Genomic DNA, 18,225 nt, shown 5'->3' with positions numbered 1-18,225 from the left:
GTGGGTATGGAGCTGAAGCTACGCCAGGGAATTAGTTAAGTCAATTAACTATTTTTGGCAAAACGATGACCCTGCCAAAAGCGGCTAGCCCAGCGCCTTGCCCGCGGACAGGCTCAAACCCGCCGACGTCGGCCGTCCTTCGGGGCGGGTCAGCAGGAGCAGCAGCCCTGCTGCGACGAAGACCCCGGCAAAGACCAGGTACAACCGCAGCGGCGGCCACCCGTTATCGAGGAGCAGTCCTGCCACCACCGGCGAGAGAATGGCGCCCAGGCGACCGATACCTATGCCCCAGCCCACCCCGGTAGCGCGCACCTCGGCGGCATAGGCCAGTGCCGGCAGTGCATAGAGTCCGGCGACGCAGCCATTGGCGAAGAGCCCGATCAGCAGCCCCATGGTCAAGGCGCCCAGGTAGGAACTGCCCATATGGGCGAAGGCCACCAGCAGCAGCGCGGTAGTCAGCATGAAGCCGCCCAGCGCCCTGGAAAGTGGCAGGCGGGCGAACAGCAGGCCCACCAGGGCGGCGCCAAAGATGCCGCCCACGCTCAGCAGCACGCCACCGGCCACCCCCTGCTGCTCGGAAAGCCCGAGGCTGGTCAGCAGCTTGGGCGTCCAGCTCATGATGAAGTAGAAGCCGAACATGGCCAGGAAGAACAGCGTCCACACCAGCAGGGTGGTCCGCCGCAAGGCCGGTGCCAGCAGCCGGCCAACGGTGCCGCCGGCAACGGGGCTTGCCACCTGCGGTGGCAGCGCAGCGAGCTCAGGCTGCCCCAGGCGTCTGGCCAGCCGGTTAACCCGCTCCAGCGCGCCGACCGGTCGCCGGGTGAGCAGAAAATCCAGCGATTCCGGCAGGCCAAGGAGCACCAGTGGTATGGCGCCCAGGGTGATCAGGCCACCCGCGCAAAAGACCGCGCGCCAGCCCCAGTGCGACAGCAGCCAGACCGCCAGCAAGCCACCCAGGGTGGCACCCAGCGCATAGCCCATGCCCTGCAGGCTGACCGCCAGGCCACGCCAGCGCCGCGCCGAGTATTCACTGGCGATCACGTTGCTGCTGGCCAGCACGCCGCCTACACCCAGCCCGGTCAGCCCGCGCAACATGGCCAGTTGCAGCGGGGATCCGGCCAGCGCCGACAGCAACATGCCTACACCCGAGAGCAGCAGGCAGGCCAGGATCAGTCTCCGCCGTCCCCAGCGGTCGGCCAGCGGTGCCAGCAGCAGCGAACCAAGGGCCATCCCCACCAGACCGGCGCTGAGCAACAGGCCGACCTGGGAGCCGGAAAGGCCCCATTCGCGGGATACCGAGGCCGCGGTAAAGGCCATCACCAGTACGTCGAAGCCATCAATCATGTTGAGCAGGATGCAGACCAGTACCGCCAGATACTGGAAACCGCGCATGGGACCCTGGTCGACGATCTCGCGCAGATCGCTCATTGCGCACCTCCACAGGCGGCACGCGCCTGGAGACGGAGCATGGCGCTCCCGCAGTTGAATGGAAAGACGGCGAGACGTACTGACATGGCGAGCATCCTTGGTTCTTGTTGTTGGGAATCGCAGCGCAATGAGGCTGGCAAAGATGGATCCAATCTACAAGATGCTTGCGGTTGGCCAGGCCCTGCCCGCCTAGGATCCGACAGCCGCCTGCAAGCGGAAAAGGCCAGCCAATCAAGGCCATTCCGTTCCTCAAACGCCCTGATCTTAAGTCATTTAATGGGCGATTATCGAGCAGCAATCGCCCTTGACGACCTGGCAGCCGCATTGACACCCCTAAAGACCTCAATCGATTATTGGATCCAATAGACAACAACAAGAGGTCCCATTCATGTACCCGAAGAACGCCTGGTACGTCGCCTGCACCCCCGACGAAGTGCAGGACAAGCCCCTGGGCCGCCAGATCTGTGGCGAACCCCTGGTCTTCTATCGTGACGCCAAGGGCCAGGTGGTGGCCCTGGAAGACTTCTGCCCCCACCGCGGCGCGCCGCTGTCCCTGGGCTTCGTCCGCGACGGCACCCTGGTCTGCGGCTATCACGGCCTGGAGATGGGCTGCGGCGGCAAGACCCTGGGCATGCCGGGGCAGCGGGTCGGCGTCTTTCCCGCGGTGCGCCCCTATGCCGCCGTCGAGCGGCACGGCTTCGTCTGGGTCTGGCCGGGCGACCAGGCCAAGGCCGATCCCACGCTGATCCCCCACCTGGAATGGGCCGAGAGCCCGGACTGGGCCTATGGTGGCGGCCTCTATCACATCCAGTGCGACTACCGGCTGATGATCGACAATCTCATGGATCTCACCCACGAGACCTATGTCCACGCCTCCAGCATCGGCCAGAAGGAGATCGACGAGGCGCCGCCGGCCACCCGCGTCGAAGGCGACGAGGTCATCACCAGCCGGCACATGGAAAACATCTCCGCCCCGCCCTTCTGGCGCATGGCCCTGCGCGGCAACGGCCTGGCCGATGACGTCCCGGTGGATCGCTGGCAGATCTGCCGCTTCACCCCGCCCAGCCACGTCATGATCGAGGTAGGAGTGGCCCATGCCGGTCATGGCGGCTACGACGCCCCGGCGGCGGTCAAGGCCGCCAGCGTGGTGGTGGACTTCATCACCCCTGAGACCGAGACCTCCATCTGGTACTTCTGGGGCATGGCGCGCAACTTCAAGCCGGACGATGCCGAGCTCACCGCCAGCATCCGCGAGGGCCAGGGTAAGATCTTCGGCGAAGACCTGGAGATGCTCGAACGCCAGCAGCAGAACCTCCTGCGCTATCCCGAGCGCGGCCTGCTCAAGCTCAACATCGACGCCGGCGGCGTGCAGTCGCGGCAGATCATCGACCGCCTGCTGGCTGCCGAACAGGCCGCCACCGGCATCCCGGTCCGGCAGATCGCCTAGGAGACCTCCCATGCTCGACCTGATCGTCACCGCCGTGCAGCGCGAGGCGCCCACCATCCTGGCCTTCGACCTGGCCCGCGCCGACGGCGGCCCCCTGCCCGGCTTCGCCGCTGGCGCCCATCTGGAGATCGCCCTGGGCGACGGCCTGCTGCGCCACTATTCGCTGTGCGCCACGCCCGAACCCGCCCCGACCCGCTATCGCATCGCCGTGCTGCTCGTCCCCGACTCCCGCGGCGGCTCCCAGGCCATGCACCGCCTCCAGGTAGGCGATCGCCTGCAGGTCAGCGAGCCGCGCAATCTGTTCGCCCTTGTGCCGAGCGCACGCCGCACCCAGCTGCTGGCCGGAGGCATCGGCATCACCCCCCTCCTGGCCATGGCCGAACAGCTCTATCGGCAGGGCGCGCGTTTCACCCTGCGCTACCTGGTGCGCGACCGCGAACACGCGGCCTTCATCCCCTGGCTCAAGGCGCGGCCCTATGCCGAGCAGGTCAGGGTGCACTTCGACCAGCACGATCCTGCGCTGAGACCCAACTTCCAGCACCTGCTCGGCCCGGCAGCACCGGACGACCATCTCTATGTCTGCGGTCCGGCCGGCTTCATGGCCGCGGTGGTGGACGCCGCCCAGGCCCAGGGCTGGCAACCCGGCCAGATCCACCGCGAATACTTCGCCGCCGATCCCGCCGCCCAGGGCGAGCAGCGCCCCTTCGAGGTGGAACTGGCGCGCAGTGGGCGCCGCGTGCAGGTACCGGCCGAACGCAGCGTGGTCGAGGTCCTGGCCGATATGGGGGTCGTTCTGCCGGTGTCCTGTGGCCAGGGCCTCTGCGGCACCTGCCTGACGCCGGTGCTTGACGGCGAACCCGAGCACCGCGACCTCTTTCTCTCCGCGGCCGAGCACGCCGCCAACGATCGCTTCACCCCCTGCTGCTCCCGCGCCAAGGGCGAGCGGCTGGTGCTGGATCTCTAACGACCCGAGCCCACCTAGCCTCCCTCTCTCCCCCTGGGAGAGGGCCGGGGTGAGGGAACCGCCCTACACCAACACCTTCACCGCCCCCGCCTCCCCCTCTTCCCCACCAAACCAGCGTGCATAGCCAAGGGTCGCCTGGGCGTGCTCGCGCATGATGCCCTCGGCACGGGCGCCCTGGCCGCGCACCAGGGCATCGAAGACCGCATGGTGCTGCAGATGGGCGAAGTTGAAGCGGCGGTATTCGCGCTCGAGATTGTCGGCATCCACCGCCAGGGCGCTCACCGAGGCGAAGGGCAGATGCTCGTGGCGGCCCAGGGCCAGGCCGATGGCCGGATTGCCGCTCGCCGCGACGATGGCCTGGTGAAAGGCCCGGTTGAGATCGTGGTACTCCTCCAGATCCTCCAGCAGCACATGCCCCTTGGCGAACAGCAGATCGCCCCGGCGAAGGCAGTCTTCCAGCCGGGCGCGCGTCGGCGCGTCCAGGCCACGCTCGGCGGCCTGACGCGCGGCCAGACCTTCCAGCACCCCGCGCACTTCCACGGCACCCTCCAGATCGGCACCGGTCAGCGCCCGCACCTGATAGCCGCGGGCACCGCTGCGCTCCAGCAGGCCTTCCTCGGCCAGGGTGCGCAGGGCCAGGCGCACCGGCATGCGCGACACGGCGAAGCGTTCGGCGGTGGGAATCTCCGCCAGGCGCTCACCCGCGCCCAGTTCGCCGGACAGGATCATCTGCCGCAGCGCGGCCAGTACCCGCTGTCCCGGCTTGCTCATGGCTGTCCCTCTCCTTCATTGATCTCGGCCAGCAGCCACTGCCGAAAGGCCTGCAGCGACGGCAGCCCCTCGTTGCGTGGCGGATAGACCAGGTAATAGCTGCGGCGACTGACCAGCGCCGGCCCACAGGCCAGCAACTCGCCCTGGGCCAGTTCGTCTTCCACCAGTACCCGCGGCACCAGGCCGATGCCGATGCCGGCGCGTACCGCCTGGATCAGGTGCGAGGTCAGCTCGAAACTCGGCCCCGGCCGCATCGCCCGATGCGGCAGCTCGTGATGCCGGAACCACTCGCCCCAGGCCTGGGGATTGTTGGCCACGCCCAGCAGCAGTTGGTCGGCCAGGGTGGCAGGCGTGGCGTCCGGCAATTCCGCCAGGATCGCCGGGCTGGCGATCACCACCAGATGCTCGGCTTGCAGCGGATGGGCACGGAGCCCCGGCCAGTCCCCGCTGCCGACGCTGATGGCGGCGTCGATCTCGCTGGCGGCGAAGTCCACCGCCTGGATGCGCGAATGCAGGTGCACCAGCATGCCGGGGTGGGCGGCATAGAAGTCGCCCAGACGCGGCAGCAGCCACTTGGAACCAAAGGTCGGCAGCACCGCCAGGCGTAGGGTGCCCTGGCCGGAGGCGAAGGCCATGGCCTGCAGGGTGGCGCTGCGGATCTGCCCCAGGGCCAGGCCCAGCTCGCGACTGTAGGCGCGACCGACATCGGTAAGGACGATCTGCCGCCCCTCGCGGCGAAACAGCGTCAATCCCAGCAACTGTTCCAGGGCCTGCACCTGGCGACCGACGGCGCTCTGGGTCAGCGACAGCTCCTCGGCCGCCCGGGTATAGCTCTCGTGGCGCGCCGCCGCCTCGAAAGCCAGCAGCAGCGACATGGAGGGCGTCAGGCGACGGTGATTCATTCAGGATCTTCCGGCATAGGCGGCGGAATCTTCGGTTGTGGCGCCGCCGCGCTGTGGTGAGAATGCCTACTATAGCCAGAAAAGGTCGACGCCATTCCTTCGCTCGCTGAAGGAAACCGCCGTCCGCCGCCAGAGAGCACGCCTGATGAACATGATCGCCCGCCTGCCGGCCCCGGCGCCCCTCGCCGCCGCCTACACCGACTTCCTGACCACCCTCACCGCCAGCGGCTTCCAGGGCGAGATCGCGCTGGACCATGCCAGCCGCACGGTCATGGCCACCGACAACTCCATCTACCAGCGCCTGCCCCAGGCGGCGGTCTTTCCCAAGGACAGCGCCGACGTCCAGCGCCTGGCCCAGCTGATGGGCGAGTCGCGCTTCCAGGGCGTGGTCCTGACCCCGCGCGGCGGCGGCACCGGCACCAACGGCCAGTCCCTGACCGACGGCATCGTGGTCGACCTCTCCCGCCACCTGAACCAGATCATCGAGATCAACGTCGCGGAGGGCTGGGTGCGGGTGCAAGCAGGCGTGGTCAAGGATCAGCTCAACGCGGCGCTCCGGCCCCACGGCCTGTTCTTCGCCCCGGAGCTGTCCACCTCCAACCGCGCCACCATCGGCGGCATGATCAACACCGACGCCAGCGGCCAGGGCAGCGTGACCTACGGCAAGACCCGCAACCACGTGCTGGAGCTGGATGCCTACCTGATCGGCGGCGAGCGCCTGCAGAGTCGCCCGGTGGACAACGCCGAGCTGGACGCCCTCTGCGCCCGTGACGACCGCACCGGCGCCGTCTATCGCTGCGCGCGGGACATTGCCGAGCAGCAGGCCGAACTGATAGAGGCGCGCTTTCCCAAGCTCAATCGCTGCCTGACCGGCTATGACCTGGCGCACCTGATCGAGGCGGACGGCCGCTTCAACCTCAACAGCGTGCTATGCGGCGCCGAGGGCTCCCTGGCCTTTATCGCCGAGGCCAAACTCAATGTCCTGCCGATTCCCAAGTATTCGGTGCTGGTCAACGTCCGCTACGCCAGCTTCATGGACGCCCTGCGCGACGCCCGCGCCCTGATCGAACTCAAGCCGCTGTCCATCGAGACGGTGGATTCCAAGGTGCTCCTGCTGGCCATGCAGGACATCGTCTGGCACAGCGTGGCGGAATACTTCCCCGAGGACGTCGCGCGTCCCACCCTGGGCATCAACCTGGTGGAATTCAGCGGCGACGATCCCGAGGAAGTGGATGCCCGCGTCCAGGGCTTCCTCGAGCACCTGCGCCAGGACCCTACCGTCGAGCGCCTCGGCCACACCCTGGCCGTCGGCCGCAACGCCGTGACCCGGGTCTACACCATGCGCAAGCGCGCGGTGGGCCTTCTGGGCAACGTCCAGGGCGAGATCCGCCCGCAGCCCTTCGTCGAAGACACCGCGGTACCGCCCGAGCGGCTGGCCGACTTCATCGCCGAATTCCGCGCCCTGCTCGACGGCCACAACCTGGAATACGGCATGTTCGGCCACGTCGACGCCGGGGTGCTGCACGTGCGTCCGGCGCTGGATCTCAAGGACCCGCGCCAGGCGGCGCTGGTCCGGCCGATCTCCGACCAGGTGGCCGCCCTGACGCAGAAATACGGCGGCCTGCTCTGGGGCGAACACGGCAAGGGCGTGCGCTCGGAATACGCGCCGGCCTTCTTTGGTGATCTCTATCCAGCCCTGCAGGCGCTCAAGGGCGCCTTCGATCCGCACAACCAGCTCAATCCGGGCAAGATCGCCACCCCGCTCGCCAGCGGCGCCGAGTTGCTCAAGGTTGATGGCGTGACCCTGAGAGGCGAGCTGGACCGCACCCTCGACGAGCGCGTCTGGCAGAGCTACGGCACCGCCATGCACTGCAACGGCAACGGCGCCTGCTACAACTACGATCCCGACGACGCCATGTGTCCGTCCTGGAAGGCCACCCGCCAGCGCATCCATTCGCCCAAGGGCCGCGCCGCCCTGATCCGCGAATGGCTGCGCCTGCAGGGCCAGGCCGGCATCGATGTCCTGGCCCCGGCGCCGCGCGGTGCGTTGAACTGGCTCAAGGCCCTGCCGCAGCGCTGGCGCAATGGCCGCCAGGCCGAGGCGGACTTCTCCCACGAGGTCTATGACGCCATGGCCGGCTGCCTGGCGTGCAAGTCCTGCGCAGGCCAATGCCCGATCAAGGTCAATGTGCCGGAATTCCGCTCACGCTTTCTCGAGCTCTATCACCGTCGCTATCTGCGCCCCGTCCGCGACTACCTGATCGGCTCCCTGGAATTCAGCCTGCCGCTGTTCGCCCGCGCCCCGGGCCTCTACAACGCCGTCATGGGCGCCACGCCGATCCAGCAGCTGTTCGCCGAGCGCATCGGCATGGTCGACAGCCCCCTGCTCAGCCGCTTCGACCTGGTGCCGGTCATGCATCGATGGCAGGTGCAGATCGCCACGCCGGAGCGGCTGCTGGCGCTGAGCGAGGACGAGCGCGCCAGGACCGTAGTGGTGGTACAGGATGCCTTCACCCGCTACTTCGAGACGCCGCTCACCGCCGCCTTTCTCGAACTGGCGGCCCGGCTGGGCCAGCGGGTGTTCCTTGCGCCCTATCGCGCCAACGGCAAGCCGCTGCAGGTGCAGGGTTTTCTCGGCGCCTTCGAGCGCACCGCACGGCGCAACGCCGCCCAACTCGCCAGCCTGGCCGGCTTCGGCGTCAAGCTGGTCGGCCTCGATCCGGCCATGACCCTGGTCTATCGCCAGGAATACGCCAAGGTCCCCGGCATCGCCCGGATGCCCGAGGTCCTGCTGCCCCAGGAATGGCTACTGCAGGTGCTGCCGAAAGAGCAGAAGGTAGTCGGCGACAAGGTCTATCGTCTGCTCGGCCATTGCACCGAGAAGACCAACGCCCCGGCCAGCGTCAGCCAGTGGCAGCAGGTGTTCGAACGCCTGGGCCTGGGCCTCAAGCCGGAAAGCACCGGCTGCTGCGGCATGTCCGGCACCTATGGCCACGAGGCACGCAACCTGGCGACCTCCAAAGTGATCTACGACCAGTCCTGGGCCCGCGCCGTGGCCGTCCCTGCGGAACAGGGCGAAGCCCTGGCCACCGGCTACTCCTGCCGCAGTCAGGTCAAGCGCATCGATGACCGTCGCCTGCGCCATCCGCTGGAAGCGGTGCTGGATGCGGTGAGGGGTTGAGTTCGCACCTTGCCTCACCTATCGCGGCCATGGGCCGCTCCTACAAGCGCATGACACCCTGTAGGAGCGGCCCATGGCCGCGATTAACGCGCAGCGTTTTCCACCCGCGGGCGATCAGGCCGACGGGCAAACCCTCGACCCAGGCAATCTACATAAAAAAGGGAAAACCCGAGAAAGCCCGACCAGAAAAATCGCGCCCAAACGAAAAAGCGGCCACTAGGGCCGCTTCTCGATAGTTGCTGGCGTTCAGGACCAGACAACCTTTGAATGGCGCAGCGGACGGGACTCGAACCCGCGACCCCCGGCGTGACAGGCCGGTATTCTAACCGACTGAACTACCGCTGCGCATTACCTCGAGTGGTGGGTGATGACGGGATCGAACCGCCGACCCTCTGCTTGTAAGGCAGATGCTCTCCCAGCTGAGCTAATCACCCGTTTGCTCTCGAAGTGGGGCGCATTCTACGGAGGGGTTTACGACCTGGCAACCCCTTTTTCAAAAAAATTTTCCCAGCACTTCCAAAGGCTTAGCGCTGCCCTCCCGCGCACCTAAGAAAGCGCGCATTCCCGACGACCATCGCGATCCGGGGTTGGCCTCCGGGGCGGGCGACGCGGATAATGCGCGCTTCGTTTTTGGGAGTGACACCATGTGGTTCCGTAATCTGCTCGTCTACCGTCTCACCCAGGAAGTCGCCTTCGAGACCGAAGCCCTCGAAGCCGCCCTCGCCGCCAAGCCGGCTCGTCCCTGCGCCAGCCAGGAATTGTCCACCTATGGATTCGTCGCCCCCTTCGGCAAGGGCCCGGACCTGCCGCTGGTGCACGAAAGCCAGGGCTTCTTCCTGATCGCCGCGCGCAAGGAAGAACGCATCCTGCCCAGCAGCGTGGTCAAGGAAGCCGTGCAGGAAAAGGTCGACGAGATCGAAAACCAGCAGATGCGCAAGGTCTACAAGAAGGAGAAGGAGCAGATCAAGGACGAGATTGTCCAGGCCTTCCTGCCGCGCGCCTTCATCCGGCGCCAGACCACCTATGCCGCCATCGATCCCAAGCAGGGCTGGATCCTGGTCGACGCCTCCAGCGCCAAGCGCGCCGAGGACCTGCTCTCCACTCTGCGCGATGCCCTGGGCTCGCTGCCGGTCCGCCCGCTGGGCGTCAAGCAGGCGCCGATGGCCACCTTCACCGACTGGGTCAAGGCCGGTGACGCCACCCATGGCCTCTACATCCTCGACGAGTGCGAACTGCGCGATGCCGGCGAAGACGGCGGCGTGGTGCGCTGCAAGGGTCAGGACCTGACCAGCGAAGAGATCCAGAACCACCTGGGCGCCGGCAAGCTGGTCACCAAGCTGGCCCTGGCCTGGCAGGACAAGCTGGCCCTGCTGCTGGACGACAAGGTCACCATCAAGCGCCTGAAGTTCGAGGACCTCCTGCAGGACCAGGCCGAACAGGACGGCGGCGAAGACGCCCTCGGCCAGCAGGACGCCAGTTTCGTGCTGATGATGATGACCCTGGCGGAATTCCTGCCACAGCTGATCGAAGCCCTGGGTGGTGAAGAGTTGCCCCAGGGGCTCTAAGCTCACCTCAAGGCCGGCGCAGACCGGCCTTTTTTCTGCCTATTGAAAAAGGAGTTTGCCATGCGTGCCCTGGCCGCCTTCAGCCGCTTCGTCGGCAATACCTTCGCCTTCTGGGTGCTGCTCGCCGCCCTGCTGGCGTTCTTCGCTCCCGCGGTGTTCAAGCCGCTGAGCGTGGCCATCGTGCCGCTGCTGGGGGTAATCATGTTCGGCATGGGCCTGACGCTCAAGGTCGAGGATTTCGCCGCGGTCGGCCGTCACCCCTGGCGGGTGCTGCTGGGGGTGGTGGCGCACTTCGTCATCATGCCGGGCGTGGCCTGGGCGCTCTGTCAGCTGTTCCATCTGCCGCCGGAGATCGCCGTGGGCGTCATCCTGGTCGGCTGCTGCCCCAGCGGCACGGCGTCCAACGTCATGACCTGGCTGGCCAAGGGCGACCTGGCGCTGTCGGTCGCCATCGCCGCGGTGACCACCCTGCTCGCGCCGCTGCTGACCCCGGCGCTGATCTGGCTGCTGGCCTCCACCTGGCTGCCGATCTCCTTTGGCGGGCTGTTCTGGTCGATCCTGCAGGTGGTGCTGCTACCCATCGCCCTGGGGCTCATCGCCCAGCGCCTGCTCGGTCATCGCGTCAGCGCCCTGGTCGAGGTGCTGCCGCTGGCTTCGGTGGTGAGCATCGTGGTGATCGTCGCTGCGGTGGTGGCCGCCAGCCAGGCGCGCATCGCCGAATCCGGCCTGCTGATCATGGCGGTGGTGATCCTGCACAACGGCTTCGGCTTCCTGCTCGGCTATCTCACCGGCAAGTTCTGCAAGCTGCCAGTGGCCCAGCGCAAGTCCCTGGCACTGGAGGTGGGCATGCAGAATTCCGGACTCGGCGCCGCCCTTGCGACGGCACACTTTTCGCCGCTGGCCGCGGTACCCAGCGCCCTGTTCAGCGTCTGGCACAACATCTCCGGGGCGCTACTGGCCACCCTCTTCCGCCGCTTCAAGGACGACGACGCGCGCCCCTGAAGCCTCGTGCCACACCTGCCGGACCAGCGCCTGGCAGGTGTCCTCGGTAAAGGGCTGCGGCCGTGCGATGCCGTAGCCCTGGGCATAGTCGACCCCCAGGGCGGCCAGCGCCGCCACCACCGCGGGGTTCTCGGCGAATTCGGCGATGGTCTTCTTGCCGGTGAGATGGCCCAGCTGGTTGATCGCCTCGACCATGGCGCTGTCCACGGCGTCTTCCAGCAGGTGGCGGACAAAGCTGCCGTCGATCTTCAGGTAGTCCACCGGCAGGTGCTTGAGGTAGGTGAAGGACGACATCCCGGCGCCGAAGTCGTCCAGCGAGAATCTCACCCCCAGGCCACGCAATTCGTCCATGAACAACCGCGCCGCATCCAGATTGGCCACGGCGCTGGTCTCGGTGATCTCGAAGCAGATGCGCGCCGGCGCGATCTGCCAGCGCTGCAGCTGCTGCCTGACGAAATCGGCCAGACCCGCCTCGCCCAGCGAATGTCCGGACAGGTTGATGGCCAGGGTGTCGAGCAGCCCGTCGGGCAGCTCGGCGAAGCGCGCCAGCGCCGCGGCGATCACCCAGCGATCCAGATCCGGCATCAGGCCATAGCGCTCCGCGGCCGGGATGAAGGCGCCCGGCGCGATCAGCCGCTCACCCTCTTCCAGCCGCATCAGCACCTCCACGTGGCGATCGGCGACGGTCTCCCGGCCCAGTCCCAGGATCGGCTGGACATATAGCCGAAACCTGTCCTCGGCCAGCGCCCGGTGCAGGCGCTGCACCCAGGCCATCTCGCCATGGCGCTGATCCAGCTCCACATCGCCCGGGGCAAAGACCTGGATGCGATTGCGCCCCTTGTCCTTGGCCGCGTAGCAGGCCAGATCGGCCAGGCGCAGCGCCTCCTCGGGCGCCAGGGCCTGGCCTCCCAGGTGCACCACACCAATGCTCAGGCCGACGCGAAAGCCCTGTCCGGCCGCTTCGAATTGCAGGCTACCCACGCAGCAGCGCAGGCGCTCGGCGACCGCCTCGACCTGCGTGGGCGTGCGGTTTTCCAGCAGCACGCCGAATTCATCGCCGCCCAGGCGTGCCAGGCAATCGTCCTCGCCCAGCTGCTGACCGAGCAATTCGCACAGCTGGCGCAACAGGCGATCGCCATGGAAATGGCCTGAGGTGTCGTTGACGATCTTGAACTGATCCAGATCGATGAACAGCAACGAGGCACAGGCCAGGTCCTCGCGGGCCAGCAGGCGCTCCAGACGGGTCTCGAATTCGCGGCGATTGACCAGCCCGGTGAGGGCATCGTGACTGGCCTGCCAGGCCAGATCGTGCAGAAAGGCGCGCTCGCGGGTCTGGTCGTGCATCACCAGCACCACCCCGGTGCCGGATTCGTCCCGCGGCAGCGTGGTCACCGTCAGGGCCACCGGCACCCGGGTGCCGTCGACGCGTACCAGCTGGTGCGCCTGGGGCTCGTCGCCCGCCAGCCAGTCCTGGCTGCGCAGGCGCTCGGCCAGCGGCTGGGTCGACGCCGGCTGGTCCTCGGTCTGGATGTCGAACAGGTGGGTAACCGGCGTGCCCGCGGCCAGCCCCGGCCGCGCCAGCAGCCGCTCCGCCGCCGGGTTGTGATAGAGCAGCCGCCCCTGGGCATTCAGTGCCAGTACCGCATCGCCGAGGGACGCCAGGATGACCTGGATATGTTCCTTTTCGGCCTGCAGCGCCTGCTCGGAGCGCCAGCGCTGCTGCACCAGGCTGTGCATCCGCCAGATGGCCAAAAGCACCAGCAAGGCGCCGACCAGGACGTTGGCGATGAACAGGGCCGCCACCAGCTGGCGGGACGCCACCCCCAGGCGCTCCGAAAAGGCCACCGTTTCCGGCATCATCCGATCATGCAGGTCCAGCAGTTGCCGTTTCAGGGGCATCAGGGCCGGCCCCGGCCCCTGCAGCTTGATCAGCTGAAAGCTGGTACGTGCTAGCGCCTGAAACTCGTCCATGAAAGGATCGGTAGCCTGCCAACGCGCGATCACGCCCTCGAAGGGCTCGATGTGGCGTGCCCATAAAAAAAGTCTGATGAGGCCGTCGATATCGTCGGGACTGTTGCCAGCCAGGCGCAGTAGCCGCGCCGCTTCGGCGGGGCTACCCCCACTATCCAGTTCCTCGCGCGCCAGGCGATCAAGCTCGTTGACGCTGATCGAAGCCAAGTACTCCTGATAGGCCTCGGTCCGCCCTTCGTCCAGATAGGCACCTACGGACAGCAGCGCATTGCCCAGACTCTTGCTCCAAAGGCTTTCCGCCGAGACATAGGCGCGTACCGTCGATAGCAGCTGCAGGCTGACGATGGCGACCAGCGCCTGGCAGGACAGGATAATGACGAAGGGCCAGACGACCCGCAGTGTGCGCAGCGCAGATGAAGACGACAGTGAAGACATACAGCGATCCGCAAAAGGAGACGGGCGAATTCTTGCCATTGAGCAGGCATGTCGGCCGTTTTGCGGAAAACTGTTGGCCCGGGAAGACAGCTACGCTGGATTACCGGCGCCGGATAAGCGACGTAGACGGGGTGCCGCCCTACCGCTGCCGGCGGCTGCCGACGAACGGTAGTCGAGGAACCACCGCTAGTTGAAGGACCCCTCCAGACGCGCCTTCACCTCGGGCCATTCGCGATCGGTGATGCTGTACATCACGGTGTCGTCCAGACGTCCGTCGGCCAGCCGCCGGTGATGGCGCAGCAGGCCTTCGCGGACCGCCCCCAGCTTCTCGATGGCGGCCTGGGACCGGAGATTGGTCGCCGCCGTCTTGAGCTGCACCCGCACCAGCTGCCAATGCTCGAAGGCATGGCGCAGCATCAGGTACTTAATGTTGCCGTTGAGTCCGCTGCCATGCTGCTCGCTGTCGAGCCAGGTCCAGCCGATCTCGGCGGCGGGCAGCGCCGGCAGGAAGTCGGCGAAACGGGTGGTGCCCACCAGCCGGTCGGCGACGCGCACGGCGAAGGGCAAGGCGCGTCCTTCGCGCTGCTCGGCCAGGGCCTGGCGATACCAGTCCGGACGCAGGGGCCCGCTCAGGTAGTGCAGCGCTTCGCGATTGCGCTCGGCCAGGCTGACCAGCTCCAGCACGTCGCCTTCCGCCAGGGGGTCCAGGCGCAGCGCACCACGTTGTAGGGAAATGGGCTGCGCTTGGAACATGACGGTCTCTCGCTCTTGAATCAGCCCGCCAACCTAACAGGGCCGGCCGCCCGGCTCAACCCACTGGCATCCCCCAACGCACCAGAACTGACGTCTGGCACCCCAAGGTGCGACACTTTGTCCGGGCGCGATGGGCGCCTGGAATGTCTGGAGTCGCCATGTCCCTGCCCAGCGGACTGATCATCACCGTTACCCTCGGCTATCTGGCCCTGCTGTTCGCCATCGCCTTCTATGGCGATCGCCGGCCCCCACTCAGGCCGCGCCTGCGGGCCTGGGTCTACAGCCTGTCGCTGGCCGTCTACTGCACCAGCTGGACCTTCTTCGGCGCGGTCGGCCAGGCCGCCGACCAGCTCTGGTCCTTTCTGCCCATCTACCTGGGACCCATCCTCTTCCTGCTGCTGGCGCCGCAACTGGTAAAGAAGATGGTGCTGATCAGCAAGAAGGAAAACATCACCTCCATCGCCGACTTCATCGCCTCCCGCTATGGCAAGTCGCAGACGCTGGCCATCGTCGTCGCGCTGATCTGCCTGGTCGGCGTCCTGCCGTACCTGGCGCTGCAGCTCAAGGGCATCGTCATCGGCGTCAACCTGCTGACCGGCATCAATGCCGAGTCCCTGAGCACCCGGGCCCAGGATACCGCGCTGTTCGTCTCCCTGGTGCTGGCGGTCTTCGCCATCCTGTTCGGCACCCGCAACCTGGACGTCACCGAGCACCACCGCGGCATGATGCTGGCGATCGCCTTCGAATCCCTGGTCAAACTCGCCGCCTTCATCGCCGTCGGCCTCTGGGTCACCTATGGCCTGCACGATGGCTTCACCGATCTGCTCACGCGCTCGCAGCAGGCGCCGCAACTGCAGGAATACTGGCGCGAAACCCTGGACTGGCCGGGGCTGCTGATCCAGACCGGCGTGGCCTTCATCGCCGTGATGTGCCTGCCGCGCCAGTTCCACGTCACCGTGGTGGAAAACACCGACACCCGGGACGTCAACCTGGCGCGCTGGGTGTTTCCGCTCTATCTGGCGCTGGCCGCGCTGTTCGTCATCCCCATCGCCCTGGCCGGCCAGTTGCACCTGCCCGGCGGTGTGCTGCCGGACTCCTTCGTCATCAGCCTGCCGCTGGCCCAGGAGCGTCCCTGGCTGGCCCTGCTGGCCTTTCTGGGCGGCGCCTCGGCGGCCACCGGCATGGTGATCGTCGCCTGCGTCGCCCTCTCCACCATGATCTCCAACGACATCGTGCTGCCCTGGCTGCTCAAGCGCCGCGGTCAGGTCGAGAGTCCCCATGCGGTGTTCAGCCACTGGATGCTCACGGTGCGCCGCGCCAGCATCGTGGTCATCCTGGTCCTGGCCTATTGCAGCTATCGCCTGCTGGGCTCCAATGCCAGCCTGGCCACCATCGGCCAGATCGCCTTCGCCGCCATCGCCCAGCTCGGACCGGCCATGGTTGGGGCGCTGTTCTGGAAGGCCGCCAATCGCCGCGGCGTCTTTGCCGGTCTCACCGCCGGAGCCCTGCTCTGGGGCTATCTGATGGTGCTGCCGGTGGTGGCCACCAGTCTGCAATGGTCGCTGGAGGCCTTTCCCGGCCTCGCCTGGTTCGAGCAGCCCGCGGGGGAGCGGACGCTGCAACCGACCACCGTCGGCGCCCTGGTCTCCCTGGCCGGCAACTTCCTGCTGTTCGCCCTGGTGTCGCTGCTCTCGCGCACCCGGGTCTCGGAATACTGGCAGGCCGGGCGCTTCATCGCCCAGTACGCCCTGCCCCGACCGCGCAATCGCGCCCTGCTGGCGGTCAAGCTGGAAGACCTGCGGCTGCTCGCGGCGCGTTTCGTCGGCGACGAGCGCGCCCGCCTGAGCTTCAGCCGCTTCGCCGAGCAGAGCGGCCTGACCTATCACCCCGGGATGAACGCCAACAGCGAATGGATCGCCCAGACCGAGCGGCTGCTGGCCGGGGTGATCGGTGCCTCTTCCGCCCGCGCGGTGGTCAAGGCTGCCATCGAAGGCCGCGACATGCAGGTCGACGACGTGGTGCGCATCGCCGACGAAGCCTCGGAGGTGCTGGAATTCAACCGGGCGCTACTGCAGGGCGCCATCGAGAACATCTCCCAGGGCCTCAGCGTGGTCGACCAGTCGCTGCGCCTGGTGGCCTGGAACCAGCGTTACCTGGAGCTGTTCGACTATCCCGACGGCATGATCCAGGTCGGTCGCCCCATCGCCGAGATCATCCGCTACAACGCCCTGCGCGGCCTCTGTGGCCCGGGCGATCCCGACGAGCACGTGGCGCGCCGGGTGGAGCGGATGCGCCAGGGCATTCCCCACACCTCGGAGCGGACCTTTCCCAATGGCCGGGTGATCGAGCTGATCGGCAGCCCCATGCCCGGACGCGGTTTCGTGATGAGCTTTACCGACATCACCGCCTTCCGCGAGGCCGAACGCGCCCTGCGCGAAGCCAACGAGGGCCTGGAGCAGCGTGTCGAGGAACGCACCCGCGAACTGTCCCAGCTCAACCAGGCCCTGGAGGAAGCCAAGGCTCACGCCGAAGCGGCCAACCAGTCCAAGAGTCGTTTTCTCACCGCGGTCAGCCATGACCTGATGCAACCCCTGAGCGCCGCGCGCCTGTTCACCGCCGCCCTCGCCCACCAGGACGGCTTGGCCAAGGAAGCCCAGGAGCTGGTGCGCAACATGGACAGTGCCCTCAGATCCAGCGAAGACCTGATCGCCGATCTGTTGGATATCTCGCGGCTGGAGAACGGGCGCATCCTGGCGGCGCCGGCGCCCTTCTCCCTGGCCACCCTGTTCGAAGCCCTGGGCGTCGAATTCAAGGCCCTGGCGCAGAACCAGGGCACCAGCCTGCGCATCCGCAGCAGCCGCCTGGTGGTCAACAGCGACAGCAAGCTGCTGCGCCGGGTGCTGCAGAATTTCCTCACCAACGCCCTGAGATACGCCCACGGCCGGGTATTGCTCGGCGTGCGCCGCCAGGGCCATCACGTGAGCCTGGAAGTCTGGGACAGCGGCCCCGGCATCCCGGCGGACAAGCTGGAGCTGATCTTCGAGGAATTCAAGCGGCTGGACAGCCACCAGACCCGCGCGGAAAAGGGCCTGGGCCTCGGCCTGGCGATCGCCGACCGCCTCTGCCGGGTGCTCGGTCATGAACTCTCGGTACGCTCCTGGCCGGGCCATGGCAGCGTCTTCAGCGTCAAGGTCCCCCTGGCGCCCGCCCTGGCCATCCAGGCCGCAGCCGCCAGCGAGGCGGCCCAGCCCCTGGCCGGCGATCCGGTGCTGTGCATCGACAACGAAGACAGCATCCTGCTCGGCCTGCGCAGCCTGCTGGGCCGCTGGGGCTGCCAGGTCTGGACCGCACGCAGCCGCGAGGAGTGCGCGGCCCTGCTCGCCCAGGGCGTGGTGCCGCGACTGCTCATCGTCGACTACCACCTGAGCGATGCCGACACCGGCCCAGATGTCGCCGAATGGATTCGCCAGACCCTGGGCCAGGACATCCCCGGCATCGTCATCAGTGCCGATGGCCGCCCGGAATGCCTGGACAAGGTGCGCCAGGCGCGCCTGGACTTCCTGCCCAAGCCGGTGAAGCCGGCTTCGCTGCGCGCCCTGCTGAGCCGTCAACTGGCCTTGTCCGGTTGAGCGAAACCGAGGCGGCTGAGCACGCTGCCGACCGGTCTTTCGTTCAGCGTCGATTAAGGTTGCCGAGGCCCAGCGAGACGGAACAATCCACAGCTTCTGTTGATAACTTTGTTGAAAACATGGTGGAAAAGAACCCGGAGCCTTGCTCTGCGGGCTCCTCGAACAAGTTGATCATTT

12 protein-coding genes and 2 tRNA genes are annotated in these 18,225 nt (G+C 67.1%); 7 read left to right on the top strand and 7 right to left on the bottom strand.

What is annotated here, in order from left to right; genetic code table 11:
• Positions 1–84: 84 nt before the first annotated feature.
• Positions 85–1,428, bottom strand: a complete 1,344-nt coding sequence (locus tag EC839_RS20880; protein ID WP_007159066.1) for an MFS transporter — start codon at positions 1,426–1,428, stop codon at positions 85–87.
• A gap of 388 nt (positions 1,429–1,816) precedes the next feature.
• Between EC839_RS20880 and EC839_RS20875 the strand changes: the two genes are divergently transcribed.
• Both EC839_RS20875 and EC839_RS20870 read left to right on the top strand, forming a co-directional pair.
• Positions 1,817–2,875: an aromatic ring-hydroxylating dioxygenase subunit alpha gene (locus EC839_RS20875; protein WP_007159067.1), complete on the top strand. Its 1,059-nt coding sequence runs from the start codon at positions 1,817–1,819 to the stop codon at positions 2,873–2,875.
• A gap of 10 nt (positions 2,876–2,885) precedes the next feature.
• Positions 2,886–3,839, top strand: a complete 954-nt coding sequence (locus EC839_RS20870; protein WP_007159068.1) for a PDR/VanB family oxidoreductase — start codon at positions 2,886–2,888, stop codon at positions 3,837–3,839.
• 63 nt (positions 3,840–3,902) lie between these two features.
• Here EC839_RS20870 and EC839_RS20865 read toward each other — a convergent pair whose 3' ends face one another.
• Complete coding sequence (locus EC839_RS20865) at positions 3,903–4,610, bottom strand: GntR family transcriptional regulator (protein ID WP_007159069.1); 708 nt, start codon at positions 4,608–4,610, stop codon at positions 3,903–3,905.
• Entirely contained in the window at positions 4,607–5,512 is a 906-nt protein-coding gene (locus tag EC839_RS20860; protein ID WP_007159070.1) for a LysR substrate-binding domain-containing protein, read from the bottom strand. The genes EC839_RS20865 and EC839_RS20860 overlap by 4 nt, the downstream gene beginning before the upstream one ends.
• Before the next feature lie 151 nt (positions 5,513–5,663).
• On the opposite strand from EC839_RS20860, the gene EC839_RS20855 reads away from it, so the two are divergent.
• On the top strand, positions 5,664–8,693 hold the full coding sequence (locus tag EC839_RS20855) for an FAD-binding and (Fe-S)-binding domain-containing protein (RefSeq protein WP_039975418.1): 3,030 nt from the start codon (positions 5,664–5,666) through the stop codon (positions 8,691–8,693).
• Between the two features lie 73 nt (positions 8,694–8,766).
• On the top strand, positions 8,767–8,913 hold the full coding sequence (locus tag EC839_RS24240) for a hypothetical protein (protein WP_157998789.1): 147 nt from the start codon (positions 8,767–8,769) through the stop codon (positions 8,911–8,913).
• A 48-nt stretch (positions 8,914–8,961) separates the two neighbouring features.
• Here the strand turns inward: EC839_RS24240 and EC839_RS20850 are convergent.
• A tRNA-Asp gene (locus tag EC839_RS20850) sits at positions 8,962–9,038 on the bottom strand.
• A 13-nt stretch (positions 9,039–9,051) separates the two neighbouring features.
• Positions 9,052–9,127 (bottom strand) — tRNA-Val (locus EC839_RS20845).
• Positions 9,128–9,337: 210 nt separating this feature from the next.
• Between EC839_RS20845 and rdgC the strand changes: the two genes are divergently transcribed.
• Both rdgC and EC839_RS20835 read left to right on the top strand, forming a co-directional pair.
• Positions 9,338–10,258 (top strand): recombination-associated protein RdgC, encoded by a 921-nt coding sequence (rdgC, locus tag EC839_RS20840; protein WP_007159072.1) that lies wholly within the window; start codon positions 9,338–9,340, stop codon positions 10,256–10,258.
• Between the two features lie 60 nt (positions 10,259–10,318).
• Positions 10,319–11,260, top strand: coding sequence for a bile acid:sodium symporter family protein (locus tag EC839_RS20835; RefSeq protein ID WP_007159073.1), 942 nt, complete (start codon positions 10,319–10,321; stop codon positions 11,258–11,260).
• On the opposite strand, the gene EC839_RS20830 is transcribed toward EC839_RS20835, so the two are convergent.
• Complete coding sequence (locus tag EC839_RS20830) at positions 11,210–13,666, bottom strand: bifunctional diguanylate cyclase/phosphodiesterase (protein ID WP_007159074.1); 2,457 nt, start codon at positions 13,664–13,666, stop codon at positions 11,210–11,212. The two genes, EC839_RS20835 and EC839_RS20830, sit on opposite strands and share 51 nt — an antisense overlap.
• 186 nt (positions 13,667–13,852) lie before the next feature.
• The gene (locus EC839_RS20825; protein WP_007159075.1) at positions 13,853–14,419 is read right to left on the bottom strand and encodes a GNAT family N-acetyltransferase; all 567 of its coding nucleotides are present in this window, start codon (positions 14,417–14,419) and stop codon (positions 13,853–13,855) included.
• A 158-nt stretch (positions 14,420–14,577) separates the two neighbouring features.
• Here EC839_RS20825 and EC839_RS20820 point away from each other — a divergent pair, with 158 nt between their 5' ends.
• Complete coding sequence (locus EC839_RS20820) at positions 14,578–18,048, top strand: PAS domain-containing hybrid sensor histidine kinase/response regulator (protein WP_007159076.1); 3,471 nt, start codon at positions 14,578–14,580, stop codon at positions 18,046–18,048.
• Positions 18,049–18,225 lie beyond the last annotated feature (177 nt).

Origin of the sequence: Pseudomonas sp. JUb52 (genome assembly GCF_004341115.1) — a bacterium.
Lineage (GTDB): Bacteria > Pseudomonadota > Gammaproteobacteria > Pseudomonadales > Pseudomonadaceae > Chryseomonas > Chryseomonas oryzihabitans.
The sequence above is the reverse complement of the archived record's forward strand: the minus strand, read 5'-3'. Positions and strand labels throughout refer to the sequence as shown.

Coding starts and splice junctions, on each gene's coding strand:
- EC839_RS20830 (WP_007159074.1), bottom strand. CDS start 13,666: ATGTCTTCACTGTCGTCTTCATCTGCGCTGCGCACACTGCGGGTCGTC.
- EC839_RS20870 (WP_007159068.1), top strand. CDS start 2,886: ATGCTCGACCTGATCGTCACCGCCGTGCAGCGCGAGGCGCCCACCATC.
- EC839_RS20855 (WP_039975418.1), top strand. CDS start 5,664: ATGATCGCCCGCCTGCCGGCCCCGGCGCCCCTCGCCGCCGCCTACACC.
- rdgC (WP_007159072.1), top strand. CDS start 9,338: ATGTGGTTCCGTAATCTGCTCGTCTACCGTCTCACCCAGGAAGTCGCC.
- EC839_RS20820 (WP_007159076.1), top strand. CDS start 14,578: ATGTCCCTGCCCAGCGGACTGATCATCACCGTTACCCTCGGCTATCTG.
- EC839_RS24240 (WP_157998789.1), top strand. CDS start 8,767: ATGGCCGCGATTAACGCGCAGCGTTTTCCACCCGCGGGCGATCAGGCC.
- EC839_RS20835 (WP_007159073.1), top strand. CDS start 10,319: ATGCGTGCCCTGGCCGCCTTCAGCCGCTTCGTCGGCAATACCTTCGCC.
- EC839_RS20865 (WP_007159069.1), bottom strand. CDS start 4,610: ATGAGCAAGCCGGGACAGCGGGTACTGGCCGCGCTGCGGCAGATGATC.
- EC839_RS20825 (WP_007159075.1), bottom strand. CDS start 14,419: ATGTTCCAAGCGCAGCCCATTTCCCTACAACGTGGTGCGCTGCGCCTG.
- EC839_RS20875 (WP_007159067.1), top strand. CDS start 1,817: ATGTACCCGAAGAACGCCTGGTACGTCGCCTGCACCCCCGACGAAGTG.
- EC839_RS20880 (WP_007159066.1), bottom strand. CDS start 1,428: ATGAGCGATCTGCGCGAGATCGTCGACCAGGGTCCCATGCGCGGTTTC.
- EC839_RS20860 (WP_007159070.1), bottom strand. CDS start 5,512: ATGAATCACCGTCGCCTGACGCCCTCCATGTCGCTGCTGCTGGCTTTC.